Genomic DNA, 13,292 nt, shown 5'->3' on the forward strand with positions numbered 1-13,292 from the left:
TCGGCCCCGGCCCGGCGCGCGTCAATCCCTGCGACCGAACAGCCGTTCGATATCCGCAAGCGACAGTTTGACCCATGTCGGCCGGCCGTGATTGCACTGGCCGGAACGCGGGGTGCGCTCCATCTCGCGCAGCAGGGCATTCATCTCCTCGGCACTCATGCGCCGGCCCGAACGCACCGAGCCGTGGCAGGCCATCGAGGACAGCACCGAATCGACCCGCGCCTTCAGGCGGTCCGAGGCGCCCTGATCGGCCAGATCGTCGGCGATGTCGCGAATAAGCGCCGCCGCATCCAGCTTGCCCAGAAGGGCCGGCACCTCGCGCACCGCGACGGCACCGCCGCCAAACGCCTCGACATGCAGCCCCAGCCCGGCAAGGTCTTCGGCGACCGAAAGGATGCGGCTGGCATCCTCCTCGGGCAGTTCGACGATCTCGGGGATCAGCAGGGCCTGACTGGCAATGCCCTTCGCCTCGGCCTGGGCCTTCAGGCGTTCATAGACCAGCCTCTCATGGGCGGCGTGCTGATCGACGATGACCATGCCGTCGCCGGTCTGGGCGATGATGTAATTCTCGTGCACCTGCGCCCGGGCGGCGCCAAGCGGCGCGTCCTCGGGCACCTCCGCGACCGGCTCGAACCGGGCCGAGGGCGCTTCGCTGAAACCGTCGAAAGCCGGGGCCTGCCCCTCATAGGCGGCGCGGATCGCAGCTTGCGAGGGGCGATAGTCCATCTGATAGCGCGGCGGGCTGGCCGGGGTGGCCAGCGGTTCCGACTGGAAAGCCGCCAGCGTCGCCGCCCCCACCGTGTCCGAGGCCCGGCGCGAGGCCCCAGCCAGACTGTGGCGCAGGGTCGAGACCACCAGCCCGCGCACGGTATCGGGCTCGCGGAAGCGGACCTCGGCCTTGGCGGGATGCACGTTCACATCGACGAAATGCGGATCGCAATCGACGAACAGCACCGCCGCCGGATACCGGCCCGAGGGCAGGACATCGAAATAGCCCGCCCTCAGCGCCCCGGTCAGCAGCTTGTCGCGCACCGGCCTTGTATTGACGAAGACATGCTGCGCCACCGCCGCCCCGCGCGAATAGGTCGGCAGCGCCGCGAAGCCGGTCAGCCGCACCCCGTCGCGCTCGGCGTCAATGGCAATGGCATTGTCGATGAAATCGCGACCCATCACCCGCATCAGACGGGCATGAAGCGCGTCGAACAGATCGCCCTGCTCGGCATCGGCGCGAAAGATCAGCCGGTCACCGTCCTGCAGCGTGAACCCGACCGAGGGTTCGGCCATGGCCAGCCGCCGCACGACCTCGGCCACCGCCTGGGTTTCCGCGCGCTCGCTGCGCAGGAATTTCAGCCGCGCCGGGGTGGCGAAGAACAGGTCGCGCAACTCGACCACGGTGCCGCGATTGGCCGAGGCCGGGCGCACCGGCTCGGCCCGGCCAGCGGTCACGCGGATCTCGGCCCCCTCGGCCTCGGCGCGCGAGGTAATACTCAGCCGACCGACCGCGCCGAGGCTGGGCAGCGCCTCGCCCCGGAAACCGAAGCTGTGGATGTCCAGCAGATCGGTCCCGTCTATCTTCGAGGTCGCATGACGCGACAGCGCCAGCGGCAGATCCTCGGCGCTCATGCCGCAGCCGTCATCGACCACCCGGATCAGCGCCTTGCCGCCCTGCGAGATGGTCACGTCGATCCGCCGCGCCCCGGCATCGAGCGCGTTTTCCACCAGTTCCTTCACCGCCGAGGCCGGACGCTCGACCACCTCGCCCGCCGCGATGCGGTTGGCGATGCTGTCGTCCAACTGGCGGATAACCGGGCGTATCTGGGGGTTGTGACTGTTCATGGCCCCATATCTAGCAGTTCACCGAAGATGTGAAAATGATTCGGACGATCATTCACCAGCCGGCGCAACTTTGCGCCGCGCCGGATCGTTATCCCGCAGATCCAAACATTCCTTCAGATCAGGAACCGTCCCCATGACCAGACTTGCCGCCCTTCTCTTTTGCGGCGCCGCCCTGACGCTGGCGGCCTGCGGTCCCAACGTCACCACCCGCGCCACCACCGGCGCCGCGACCGGGGCGGTGATCGCCGGTCCCGTCGGCGCGGTCGCGGGCGCGGCACTCGGCAGTTCCGGCGTGGTCCGCGTCCCGTAAGACATGAGAGGACCGCGCAACTGCGGCTGCGCGGTCCTGTCATCGGTCCATGTCGCCGGTCAGGGCGTGAAATGCTCGGGCCGGCCGACCAGCACCAGATGCAGGTGCTCGTCCGTCAGCCGTTCGGCGGAAACGCGGGCCACATCCTCGGCGGTGACCGCCTCGATCATGGCGCTGCGCTTCTCGGGATAGTCGATCGGCAGACCGATCAGCTGCATCCCGGCCAGAATCCCGGCGATCTTGCCGTTCCCGTCCCAACGCAGCGGATATTCCCCGGTCAGATAGGTCTTGGCATCGGCCAGTTCCTTATCGCTCACCCCATCGGCCATGCGCGCCAGTTCACCGCGCAGAAGCGTCACCGCCTCGGCCACCGAGGCGTTGGAGCTGGACATGCCGCCCATCCAGCTTGGCCCGTAAACCCCGTTCACGAGGGCGGTATAGACGCCGTAAGTCAGCCCGCGCTTCTCTCGGATCTCCTCCATCAGGCGGGACGAAAAACCGCCGCCGCCAAAGATCCGGTTGGCCACGAAAGCGGCGAAATAGTCGGGATCGTCCATCTCCGGCCCCGGCAGGGCAAAGGCCACCACGGTCTGCGGGCTGTCCCAGTCGATCACCTCGGTCGCCGCATCCGGGCTGAAGCTGGCCTGATCCGGCAAGGGCACGGTGCCGGTCTCGGGCAGGCCCGACAGGATCTCGTCGATCAGCAGGCCCAGTTCCTCGGGCGTGATGTCGCCCGCCGCGCCGACGATGACCCGGTCGCGGGCAATGACGCGGTTCTTCGCCTCGACCATGTCCTGCGGCCCGAGCGGCGTCAGCGTGTCCACGGTGCCGTTGATCGAACTGCCATAGGGATGCGCGCCCCAGATGGATTTCGCCAGAGCCGTGCGGGCGATGGCGTTCGGATCGTTCTCTTCCGAGCGGACCAGCGACATGACCTGCCCCTTGACCCGCGCCACCGCATCCTCGGCGAACAGCGGATCGCTCAGCGCCGCACCAATCAGGGCGGCGGCCTGATCGCGATTCTCGGTCAGAAGCTGGCTCGACACCACCAGCGCATCGTCGCTGACATCGAAGGTGATCCGCGCGCCCAGATCCTCGGTCGCGGCGGCGAATGCGGTCGCGTCCATCTCGCCCGCGCCTTCTTCCAGCGTGTGTGTCATCAGGTTGATGGCCCCGCGCTTGCCCGGCGCATCGAGGCTGGCGCCCCCCCGGAAGGCCAGATTGAGCGCGGTGAAGGGAATGGAATGATCCTCGACCAGCCAGGCCTTGATCCCCGAGGGCGAGGTGACCTCCTGAATCTCGGTCGCGGCGGCAGGATCGGCGATCAGGCTGGCGAGGATGAAGGGAATGGCGCGAAGGAAGCTCATTGGGTGATCTCCGGGGTCTCGGCCTGCGGTTCGGATGCGGCGGGTTCGGTCGCGGCCTCGGGGGGTGATGCGGGCATGACCCCGGCCTCTGCCGTCGCGCCGGGTTCTTCCGCCGGCAGCAGCCAGCCGGTCACCGTCGCGGTGCTGTTCAGAACCAGATCGGCGGCGGCCATGACATCCTCGGCGGTCACCTCGGACAGGATCTGCGGCCAGTCGCTCACATCCTCGACCGTCAACCCGGTGGCAAGGCCCTGACCATAGTCATAGGCCCGGCCATGGGCCGAATCCTGTTCATAGATCTGCGAGGCCCGGATCTGGGTCTTGATCCGCTCAAGCTGCGCCGCATCCGGTCCCTCGGCCAGAAAATCGGCCAGAACCTGATCCAGCGCCGCTTCCGCCGCCTCGGGCGTCTCGCCATCGGCGGGGATCAGCGACAGATAGAAATTCGTCGGATCGACCGCATAGCCCTCATAGCCCGCCCCCGCGAACAGCGCCTTGCCGCTCATCACCAGCTTCTGCCCCAGAACCGAGGTCTGGGGCGAGCCGCCCAGCAATTCGGCCAGCACGCTCAGCGCGGCGGCGGTCTTCTGATCGCCGGGATTGCGTTCGGGCACCAGCACGGTGCGGGTCATCCGGGGTTGCGGCACGCGCGGATCGTGCATGGTGATGCGGCGCGGCGCGCGCTGCGTCGGTTCCTGCGGGCGGGCGGCACGGCTCACCCCCTCTTTCGCCGGGATCGGGCCGTAATAGGTCTCGGCCAGTTCGCGCGCCTTTTCCGGGGTCACGTCGCCGGCGAGGATCAGGATGGCGTTGTTCGGCGCGTAATGGTCGTCATACCATTTCACCGCGTCGCTGCGCGTCAGCCCCATCATCTCGTCGCGCCAGCCGATCACCGGGCGACCGTAGGGATGGTTCAGATATTGGGCGGCGCTGCGCTCCTCGGCGAACAAGGCGCCGGGATCGCTGTCGGTGCGCTGCGCGCGCTCCTCCAGCACGACCTGGCGTTCGGCCTGCCAGTCTTCCTCGCCGATGTTCAGATTGGCCATGCGGTCGGCCTCCATCTCCATGATCAGCGGCAGCCGGTCGCTGGCGATGCGCTGGAAATAGGCGGTGAAGTCATAGCTGGTGAAGGCATTGTCCATGCCGCCATTGGCCGAAACCGTCTTCGACAACTCGCCCGCTTCCAGCTTGTCGGTGCCCTTGAACATCAGATGTTCGAGATAATGGGCCAGCCCGGTCTTCCCGGCCACCTCATCAGCGGAACCGATCCTGTACCAGACCATCTGGACGACGACGGGGGCGCGGTGATCCTCGATCACCACCGCTTCCATGCCGTTATCCAGCGTGAAGCTGGTCACACCCGCAGGAATCTCGGCAACGGCTGGCAAGCCGGCAGAGGCGGCAAGAACGGCACCCAGGCAAAGCATACGCATCGGCGATCCTTTCACAGCTATCTGTCAGAACGGCGGAGGCCGCGCGCAACATGCTGGCTGAACCGCCCCCCGGCAAATCACGACCGGGTGAAGCTGCCGGATACCCGGCAAACCAGACCCGTCGAGACGATACAGCCCCTAACCGGCGGGCGTCACTCGACGATCTCGACCGGCGGCGGGGTCGACACCTTCGCCCCGGCACGCTGCCAGCGCGTCTGCTCGGCCCAGCTGTCCAGCGTCATGGATTCGTAGGCGCGGTAATAGACATCCGTCCGCGCCCATGTCTCCAGCAGCCGACGCGAGTGGTTCGAGCGCCATTCGACATCTTCCTGCGCAAGCTGCTGGCGGATGCCGGCATTCACGCCAAGCCGCGAGGCATAGTTGACCAAGGCCCCATCGGCCGTGCCGATTCCGGTCGGCTGCAGGCGCGACGGATCGCCGCCAAGGGCCGCCACCGCATCGCCCTTGGGATTGGGATCGGTGATATTGGCCCCGCCCGGCGTCGGCTGCGGCAGCTGGTTCAGGTCCTGAGGCATGGACAAGGGCCGCGTCGGCAGAATCGCGAACTCATCCGGCGTGGTCTGCCCGGACGAGATATTGTGCAGCTGCGGATCATTCGAACAACCGGCCAGAGCCGCCACACCGATCAACACCCAGATAGCCCGCATATGGGTCCCCCGTAACACGTTGCTGCCCGTTCTAGCCCGATTTCGCAGGCGCGTCACGGGTCTTGTCCGCATCGGCCTCGCCACGATGCGGCGGCATCAGGATCAGCCCGATGGCCCCGGCGAAAATCGCGATATCCGCGACGTTGAAACTGTAAGGATTGCGCCAGTTCGGCAGCGACATATTCAGGAAATCCGCCACCGCGCCGTAAAACACCCGGTCGATCACATTGCCCAGCGCGCCGCCGATCAACAGCCCCGCCGCCAATTGCGTCCGCCAACCGGGCCGCACCCGCCGGATCCAGACGTAAAGCCACAGGCAGACCGCCAGCGCCACGCCGATCAGCACCCAGCGCATCATGTCCTGCGACGAGGAGAAGAGGCCGAAATTCACCCCCTGATTCCAGGCCATGCGCAGGTTCAGCCAGGGCGGCAGCAGATCGTATTCGCGGATACGATCCAGCCGCAGCACATGGACGACATAATACTTGCTGATCTGGTCGATCAGCAGCACCGCCAGCGTCACCCAACCCAGCATCCGCAGCCGGATCGGCGCGGGCGCCGGTTCAGGCACAGCCGCCTTCTTCGCCCGCGACCGGGCCGGCGGCTTCGGGGCCTGTTCGGCCTTGGCCGGCTTGCCTGCCGCCGGCTTTCTGCTCGCCTCTTTCGCCATCAGTGACGGAAATGCCGCTGCCCGGTGAAGACCATGGCAAGGCCGCGCGCATCGGCCGCCGCGATCACCTCGGCATCGCGCATCGAGCCGCCGGGCTGGATCACCGCCACCGCGCCCGCATCCGCCAGCGCCTCAACCCCGTCGGCAAAGGGGAAGAACGCATCGGATGCCACCGCCGACCCGCTGGTCAACGGCTGCGAGAGGCCAAGCGCCTCGGCCATGTCCTGCGCCTTGCGCTGACCGATCCGGGTCGAATCGACGCGGCTCATCTGACCGGCGCCGATGCCGACCGTCGCCATATCCCTGGCATAGACGATGGCATTCGATTTCACATGCTTGGCGACCTGCCAGGCGAACAGCAGATCGGCCAGTTCCGCCTGCGTCGGCTGGCGCTTCGTGACCACCTTCAACTCGGGCAGCATCACCCGGCCATTGTCGCGCGACTGCACCAGAAGCCCGCCCGCCACCTGCCGGAATGCGGTGCCGGGGGCGGAGGCATTGGGCAGCCCGCCCGTGGTCAAAAGGCGCAGGTTCTTGCGGCCCGCGAAAACCTCGCGCGCCTCGTCGGTGGCATCGGGGGCGATCACCACCTCGGTGAAGATCTCGGTGATCGCCTGCGCGGTCTCGCCATCGAGGGTCTGGTTCAGCGCGATGATCCCGCCAAAGGCCGAAGTCCGGTCACAGTCGAAGGCGCGACGATAGGCCTCGGCGGCGGTATCGGCACGGGCCACGCCGCAGGGATTGGCGTGCTTGATGATCGCACAGGCCGGGCCTTCCGCCGGGTCGAATTCTGCGACCAGTTCAAACGCTGCATCGGTATCGTTGATATTGTTATAGGACAGTTCCTTGCCCTGCCATTGCTTCGCCGTCGAAACGCCGGGCCGGGCCTCGCCGGTCACATAGAAGGCGGCGCGCTGATGCGGGTTCTCGCCATAGCGCAACCCCTGCGCCAAAGTGCCCGCAAAAGCGCGACGGCGCGGGGTTTCCACGCCGACCGCGCCGGCCATCCAGTTCGACACCGCCGCATCATAGGCCGCCGTGCGCGCATAAGCCGTCTGCGCCAGCCGCTTGCGGGTCGCCAGATCGGTGCCGCCCTGCGCGTCCAGCTGCTTCAGCACCTCGGCATAATCCTCGACATCCACGACCACGCCGACAAAGGCATGGTTCTTGGCCCCGGCGCGGATCATCGCCGGGCCGCCAATGTCGATATTCTCGACGCAATCGGCATAATCGCCGCCCTTGGCGACGGTTTCCTCGAACGGATAGAGGTTCACGACCAGCAGGTCGATCATCCCGATCCCGTGCTCACTGGCTGATGCCTGATGCGCCGCATCGTCGCGCAGCGCCAGCAGCCCGCCATGAACGACCGGATGCAGCGTCTTGACGCGACCATCCATCATCTCGGGAAAGCCGGTCACCTCGGAGACATCCTTGACCGCAATCCCCGCCTCGCGCAGCGCCTTGGCGGTGCCGCCGGTCGACAGGATCTCGACCCCCTTGGCCTCCAGCCCCCTTGCGAAGTCGATCAGCCCGGTCTTGTCCGAGACGGAAATGAGGGCGCGTTTCAGCGGGACGATATCTTGCGGCATGGGGGTTCCTGCGGCTGCGGGCTTTTGGATGGCGCCTAGCTAGCGCCTGCCCGCATGAAGGTCCAGCCAATCTGCACCGCCTCGGCCTCCAGCCGATGGGCCAGCACGATCTGGACCGAAGCGCGCGGCTGCGGCTGTCCCTGCTCCAGATAGGCCGAAGGCTCCAGCCGCAGGGTCGAGACGAGGTCATGGCTGAAATACCACGCCTCCGCCCCCGGCAATTGCAGGTGAACATCATCGCCTTCCGCAATCGCCTCGATCTCGGGATGCAGATGAAAGCGGATCTCGAAGCCGATCCCCTCGGGCGCATTGGTCAGCGCCTGCGCCAGCCGGCCCTGCCCGTCGATATCCAGCGCCGCCAGCGTATCGGTGCCGCTGAACTGATCGCCATCGGCAGAGAGCTGCAACTCGCGCAGATGGGTCAGCCCATGCGTGCCCTGCCAGGCATCATGGCCCGACAGGATCGTCTCCGGCAGGCGCGGATTGGCGGGCGAGGTCTCGGCGGGCAGCAGGTTGCCCTCGGCATCGCAGCGCCCGGCCCAGACCTTCTGCGGCAGCAGCGTCAGGCGCTCATGCCCCTGCCCGTCCGGCGGCAGCAGCTTGGCCGAGCTCAAGCCCGACAGGCACAGCGTCGAATGGCAGGCGGTGGCGCGGCTGGCCCGCGCCCAGGCCGGGCCGAACATCCGGCCAGAGCCGCAATTGACCACGATCGGATGCCGGGCCGAGGTGAACTCGATCCCCAGGGTCGAGGCATGGGCATGGGCCGCCGCCGGTCCCGCCGGCGGCTGGCCCGCATCCATGACCACCGTCGCCCGCGCCCGCGACAGGCGCGCGAAACCCATGGCATGACCCGGCGCCGCGACCGCCGGCCCCGAGGCCGCGCGCAGGCTGTGATCCAGCCGCCCCGCGACCCCGCGCCCGCCACCGTGATAGCGCGGCAGGCCGCCATCGGCATGGCGCAGCGCCCGCAGCTGTGGCGCGATGTCTTCGATGACGGCGGAAATTTCACCCGGCAGCGCAAGCCCGCCATCGGCGGCACTGGCCTTCACCCAGCCGAGAAGCGACAGGCAGGCCAAAAGCGATTCGGGGCAGCGCCCGCGCATGACCCCCTGCCGGATCGAAGGCTCGACCGCCGCGCCAAGCGCCGCAAGCGCGGGCTCTGCCCGATCCTCGGCCCCGGTCAGCAGCATGGCAGCCATGGCCGCCCCCGCCAGCGCCTCGATCCCGGGCAATCCGGCGGGCGCCTCGGCCCGGCTCAGATGATCGAGCTGCGCGTGAAGGCTGTCAAAGACCGGCTGCGCCGCCGCCCGGTCCAGCCCCGGCAGGATCTGGCCGGAATGAAAGATCCAGCGCAGCACCCGCCGCCCGGTCACATCGGCGCGCCAGACGGGATCGCTGCCACCCGCTTCGGGCGGCACCGGATGGGCAGCGATCCAGCCCAGCACCCGCGCCTGCGCCATGTCGCGCGCCCTGGCATTGCCGAGCGAGGCGAGATCGTCGAGCCAGCCGAAACCATGCAGTTCCGCTGCCTGTTCGGGATCGCCCACCGCCCCGGCAAAGGGATCGCCGGTCAGGGCCAGCCCGGTCAGCGGCAGCACGCCCTCGACCATCTCCTGCCCGCGCAGGCTCGACCCCAGGCTGTGCGGCTCGGGTCGGCGGGTGAATCCATGGGGGCGGGGCTCGGTCATGCCCGGAATCTACCGGCTCGCTTCCGGCTTCTGCAAGCACGCGATGAAGAACCCATCCATGCCGCCGCGATCCGGCCAGTAATCCGGCCTCAGCCGCAACCCGCCCTGTTCGGTGATCCAGCCCGGCTCGATCCCCGGCAGCGCCGGCCGGATCACATGCAGCCCCGGATGGCGCGCAATGGCACCGGCCAGTTGATCCTCGCCCTCGGCCCGCAGCAGGGAACAGGTGGCGAAAACCAGCCGACCGCCCGGCTTCAACATATCGAGAGCACGGTCGATCAGCGCCGATTGCAGCAAGGCCAGCCCCTCGATGGCGCTGTCATCGCGAATCAGCGGCAGGTCGGGATGGCGGCGAATGGTGCCCGTGGCCGAACAGGGCGCATCGAGCAGGATCGCGTCGGGCGCCACCGCCGGCTGCCATTCCAGCGCATCGCCCTCGACCACCTCGGCCTGCAAGCCGCAGCGTTCAAGGTTCTCGGCCAGACGCGCCAGACGCGGCCCGGAAATATCCACCGCCGTCACCCGCGCCCCGGCGGCGGCGAGTTGCAGCGTCTTGCCCCCCGGCGCCGCGCAAAGATCGACGACATATTCGCCGGGCTTCGGGTCCAGCAGCCGCGCCGCCATGGCCGCAGCCGCGTCCTGCACCCACCAGTCGCCCACGGCAAAACCCGGCAAGGCGCTGATCTGCGCCGAATCGTGCAATCGATAAGACCCGCTCGGCAGCGCCACGCCGGGTGCCTCCTTGCCGGGCCTGGCGCTGAAATCGACCGGCGCGCCGGCCTGATGCGCGGCCTCGATGGCCAGCACCACATCCTGCCCCCAGGCAGCGGCAATGGGGTCGCGCAGCCAGTCCGGCATCTCCTCGGGCGGCAGGCTGGTCCATTCCGCGCCTTGCCCAGCGATCTTGCGCAACACCGCATTGACCATGCCCGAGGCCGCCCGCCCCTTCGGCCCCATCCCCTGCACCAGACCGACAGCGGCATTCACCGCCCCATGCGGGGCCTCGCCCATCTCCAGCAGTTCCACTGTCCCAAGGCGCAGCGCATCCAGCACATCGGGGCGCGGCTTCTTCGACAGGTGCCGCACCAGCAGCGTATCGGCACGGTCGATATTGCGCAGCACCGCCAGCGCCAGCCGTTGCGCCCGCGCCCGCTCAGCCGGTGCCAGCCCGGCAATCGCGCCCGACTGATCCGACAGCGCCATGCCGTCGCGGACCCCGGCCAGAAGCCGCAGCGCCCCCTTGCGCGCCCCATCCTGCGGAGGCCTGCCCGACGAACGATCCCGTTGCGGTTTTCCTGTCTGCTTTCCTGTCTGCGGCTTGCCCAAACCCGGCCCTTTCCCTAGATCAGGTCCTGTTACCGCAATGAAAGGCCGCCCGCCATGACCGAGCAACGCGATTTGCCGCCCGAGGCCCAACGCGCCCTGGCCGAGGCCGAGGAACGCCGCAAGGCCACAAAGCCGCAGGACCTGCCCCCCGAACTCGGCGGCCGCGACGGGCCAGAGCCGGTGCGCTTCGGCGATTACGAGAAAAAAGGCATCTGCGTCGATTTCTGAGCGCCGCGCGGCCCGGACCGCGACAGCGCCCGCCTCTCTCAGCCCTTCGGGCCGACCACCGCGAACCAGGCCCCCTGCGGGTCCTCGGCAATGGCGATGAAGGCACCGCCGGGGACCTCGACCGGGCCATGATGGACCTTGCCGCCATTATCCGTGATGCGGGCAATGGCGGCCTCTGTCCCCTCGGTGCCGAAATAGGGCAGCCAGCACGAGACCGGCGAATTGCCGAGGCCCATCATCCCGCCGATATCCTTCCCGTCATGGGAAAACAGCTGGTATGTGCCCATCTCGCCCATATCCATGGCATCGGATTTCTGCCAGCCGAGCAGCTTGGCATAGAAGGCAAACCCGGCTTCGGGATCGCTCGACATCAGCTCGTGCCAATTGCCGTGACCGGTTTTCGACTGATCGAAAGCCCCGCCCTGACTGCCCTGGCAATCCTCGTCCATCGCCAGCGGTTGCAGGATGCCGAACACCGCACCCTGCGGGTCGGCGGCAACGGCAAAGCGCCCGGTGCCGGGAATGTCGTCGGGGCCCAGCAGAACCTTGCCGCCAGCCGCCCCGATATCCGCCGCCGCCTTGTCGCAATCCTCGACCGCGAAATAGATGTTCCAGTTCGGCGGCGGCGCGCCCTGCTGATCCAGCAGCGGCATCATGCCCGCGACCATCGCATCCCCCATCCGCGCAAGGCGATAATCGAACCCCTCCATCCCCGAATCGACGACCGTCCAGCCAAGGACCTTGCCGTAAAACGCCTGCGCCGCGTCCAGATCGCCGGTGCCCAGTTCATACCAGCAGGGGCTTCCGTGAAATTTCATCGCGCCTCTCCGTCCTTTGTCATCCCTGCACGCATCATGCGCGTTGCGGTGATCGCCGGCAATGCCCTGACCTGCCCCCGCTGCGGCCCCGTGCCGCTGCCCCGGACGATTGCCCGGGTGCCATCAGATAACCCCTTCCCAAGCGGGTTGCGTCACACTATGCGACATGTTTCTGTTGCTCCGATTGAAGGGGGAAGCGCGCCTATGGGAATGTCGAAGACCGTCTGGCAGAATCCGGCTGAAATCATCCGTGAAACCCGGCCCGAAAACCCGGTCATGGTCTTTGCGCCGACCGTGCTTCAGGACACCGCGCGGCGTTTCCTCAAGGGCTTTCCGGGTCTGGTCACCTATGCGGTGAAGTCGAACCCCGACGAAGCCGTGATCGAGAACCTCGTCGGCGCCGGCATCAAGGGTTTCGACGTGGCCTCCCCCGCCGAGATCGCGCTGATCGGTCGCCTCGCCCCGGATGCCGCGCGCCATTACCACAACCCGGTCCGCGCCCGGGCCGAGATCGCCGAGGCCGTGAAGGCCGGCATCAAGGCCTGGTCCGTGGACAGCGAGACCGAGCTTGCCAAGCTGATCGAGATGGTCCCGCCCGAGGGCTGCGAAATCTCGCCCCGCTTCAAGCTGCCGGTGACCGGGGCGATCTACGATTTCGGCTCCAAGTTCGGGGCGACGCCGGAACTGGCGGCAGATCTGCTGAAACGCGTGGCCGAGGCCGGCTTCACGCCGTCGCTTACCTTCCACCCCGGCACCCAATGCACCGATCCCGGTGCCTGGGAACAGTATATCCGCACCGCGCTGGACATCTGCGACATGGCCGGCGTCCGGGCGAAGCGTTTGAATGTCGGCGGCGGCTTCCCCTCGCATCGCGTCAACGGGGTCGAGCCCGATCTGGAAGCCATTTTCGATCTGATCGGCCAGACCGCCGCCGAGGTCTTCGGCACCGACGCCCCCGCCCTTGTCTGCGAGCCGGGGCGCGGTCTTTGCGCCGATGCCTTCTCGCTCATCACCCGGGTCAAGGCGGTGCGCGACGGGCAGGCGATCTTCCTCAATGACGGCGTCTATGGCGGGCTGGCGGAACTGCCCATCGTCGGCAATCTCGACCGCGTGCAGGTCTTCACCCCGGAAGGCGAATTGCGCGACGGAGAGGAGGCCGGCCGCGTCATCTTCGGCCCGACCTGCGATTCGGTGGACCGCCTGCCGGGCGAACTGCTGATGTCCGCCGATGTGCAGGAGGGCGACTATATCGTCTTCGCCGGCGCCGGTGCCTATTCGGTCGTCACCAATACCCGCTTCAACGGTTTTGGCGAGATGACCCGCGCCACCGCGCTTCGCCTCGACTGACAGGATGGGGGC

The 13,292-nt window shown here is 67.7% G+C and carries 12 protein-coding genes; 3 read left to right on the plus strand and 9 right to left on the minus strand.

Translation table 11 applies throughout. The features are described 5' to 3' along the window. Positions 1-21 precede the first annotated feature (21 nt). Positions 22-1,836: a DNA mismatch repair endonuclease MutL gene (gene mutL / locus Q0330_RS08725; RefSeq protein WP_299477419.1), complete on the minus strand. Its 1,815-nt coding sequence runs from the start codon at positions 1,834-1,836 to the stop codon at positions 22-24. Positions 1,837-1,969: 133 nt separating this feature from the next. Between mutL and Q0330_RS08730 the strand changes: the two genes are divergently transcribed. Beyond that, positions 1,970-2,146, plus strand: coding sequence for a hypothetical protein (locus Q0330_RS08730; protein ID WP_299477422.1), 177 nt, complete (start codon positions 1,970-1,972; stop codon positions 2,144-2,146). 59 nt (positions 2,147-2,205) lie between these two features. Here the strand turns inward: Q0330_RS08730 and Q0330_RS08735 are convergent, their stop codons facing one another. From Q0330_RS08735 to Q0330_RS08765, 7 genes are all read right to left on the minus strand, one after another. Further along, a complete protein-coding gene (locus tag Q0330_RS08735; RefSeq protein ID WP_299477425.1) occupies positions 2,206-3,513 on the minus strand; it encodes a pitrilysin family protein in 1,308 nt (435 codons plus the stop codon). Next, on the minus strand, positions 3,510-4,946 hold the full coding sequence (locus Q0330_RS08740; protein ID WP_299477428.1) for a pitrilysin family protein: 1,437 nt from the start codon (positions 4,944-4,946) through the stop codon (positions 3,510-3,512). The genes Q0330_RS08735 and Q0330_RS08740 overlap by 4 nt, the downstream gene beginning before the upstream one ends. 152 nt (positions 4,947-5,098) lie before the next feature. After that, positions 5,099-5,614 carry a DUF3035 domain-containing protein gene (locus Q0330_RS08745; protein WP_299477431.1) on the minus strand — a complete coding sequence of 172 codons (516 nt, stop codon included), beginning with the start codon at positions 5,612-5,614 and terminating at the stop codon, positions 5,099-5,101. A gap of 31 nt (positions 5,615-5,645) precedes the next feature. Further along, positions 5,646-6,284 carry a signal peptidase II gene (lspA, locus tag Q0330_RS08750; protein WP_366518324.1) on the minus strand — a complete coding sequence of 213 codons (639 nt, stop codon included), beginning with the start codon at positions 6,282-6,284 and terminating at the stop codon, positions 5,646-5,648. Then, positions 6,284-7,873 carry a bifunctional phosphoribosylaminoimidazolecarboxamide formyltransferase/IMP cyclohydrolase gene (purH, locus tag Q0330_RS08755; RefSeq protein WP_299477433.1) on the minus strand — a complete coding sequence of 530 codons (1,590 nt, stop codon included), beginning with the start codon at positions 7,871-7,873 and terminating at the stop codon, positions 6,284-6,286. Before purH ends, lspA begins: the two co-directional genes overlap by 1 nt. Positions 7,874-7,908: 35 nt before the next feature. Continuing rightward, on the minus strand, positions 7,909-9,561 hold the full coding sequence (locus Q0330_RS08760) for a heparinase II/III family protein (RefSeq protein WP_299477436.1): 1,653 nt from the start codon (positions 9,559-9,561) through the stop codon (positions 7,909-7,911). Between the two features lie 9 nt (positions 9,562-9,570). Then, on the minus strand, positions 9,571-10,764 hold the full coding sequence (locus Q0330_RS08765; RefSeq protein ID WP_299477626.1) for an RsmB/NOP family class I SAM-dependent RNA methyltransferase: 1,194 nt from the start codon (positions 10,762-10,764) through the stop codon (positions 9,571-9,573). Between the two features lie 177 nt (positions 10,765-10,941). On the opposite strand from Q0330_RS08765, the gene Q0330_RS08770 reads away from it, so the two are divergent. Then, on the plus strand, positions 10,942-11,115 hold the full coding sequence (locus tag Q0330_RS08770; protein WP_299477439.1) for a DUF1674 domain-containing protein: 174 nt from the start codon (positions 10,942-10,944) through the stop codon (positions 11,113-11,115). A 38-nt stretch (positions 11,116-11,153) separates the two neighbouring features. On the opposite strand, the gene Q0330_RS08775 is transcribed toward Q0330_RS08770, so the two are convergent. Continuing rightward, on the minus strand, positions 11,154-11,933 hold the full coding sequence (locus Q0330_RS08775) for a VOC family protein (protein WP_299477442.1): 780 nt from the start codon (positions 11,931-11,933) through the stop codon (positions 11,154-11,156). A gap of 204 nt (positions 11,934-12,137) precedes the next feature. On the opposite strand from Q0330_RS08775, the gene Q0330_RS08780 reads away from it, so the two are divergent. Next, complete coding sequence (locus Q0330_RS08780; RefSeq protein WP_299477444.1) at positions 12,138-13,280, plus strand: type III PLP-dependent enzyme; 1,143 nt, start codon at positions 12,138-12,140, stop codon at positions 13,278-13,280. The last annotated feature ends 12 nt before the right edge of the window (positions 13,281-13,292 follow it).

The organism is uncultured Paracoccus sp. (genome assembly GCF_937873615.1).
Lineage (GTDB): Bacteria > Pseudomonadota > Alphaproteobacteria > Rhodobacterales > Rhodobacteraceae > Paracoccus.

Bases quoted from the DNA above. Each gene is read 5' to 3' on its own strand.
- Q0330_RS08765 (WP_299477626.1), bottom strand. From the start codon at position 10,764: ATGGCGCTGTCGGATCAGTCGGGCGCGATTGCCGGGCTGGCACCGGCT.
- mutL (WP_299477419.1), bottom strand. From the start codon at position 1,836: ATGAACAGTCACAACCCCCAGATACGCCCGGTTATCCGCCAGTTGGAC.
- Q0330_RS08775 (WP_299477442.1), bottom strand. From the start codon at position 11,933: ATGAAATTTCACGGAAGCCCCTGCTGGTATGAACTGGGCACCGGCGAT.
- Q0330_RS08730 (WP_299477422.1), top strand. From the start codon at position 1,970: ATGACCAGACTTGCCGCCCTTCTCTTTTGCGGCGCCGCCCTGACGCTG.
- purH (WP_299477433.1), bottom strand. From the start codon at position 7,873: ATGCCGCAAGATATCGTCCCGCTGAAACGCGCCCTCATTTCCGTCTCG.
- Q0330_RS08760 (WP_299477436.1), bottom strand. From the start codon at position 9,561: ATGACCGAGCCCCGCCCCCATGGATTCACCCGCCGACCCGAGCCGCAC.
- Q0330_RS08740 (WP_299477428.1), bottom strand. From the start codon at position 4,946: ATGCGTATGCTTTGCCTGGGTGCCGTTCTTGCCGCCTCTGCCGGCTTG.
- Q0330_RS08770 (WP_299477439.1), top strand. From the start codon at position 10,942: ATGACCGAGCAACGCGATTTGCCGCCCGAGGCCCAACGCGCCCTGGCC.
- Q0330_RS08745 (WP_299477431.1), bottom strand. From the start codon at position 5,614: ATGCGGGCTATCTGGGTGTTGATCGGTGTGGCGGCTCTGGCCGGTTGT.
- lspA (WP_366518324.1), bottom strand. From the start codon at position 6,284: ATGGCGAAAGAGGCGAGCAGAAAGCCGGCGGCAGGCAAGCCGGCCAAG.
- Q0330_RS08735 (WP_299477425.1), bottom strand. From the start codon at position 3,513: ATGAGCTTCCTTCGCGCCATTCCCTTCATCCTCGCCAGCCTGATCGCC.
- Q0330_RS08780 (WP_299477444.1), top strand. From the start codon at position 12,138: ATGGGAATGTCGAAGACCGTCTGGCAGAATCCGGCTGAAATCATCCGT.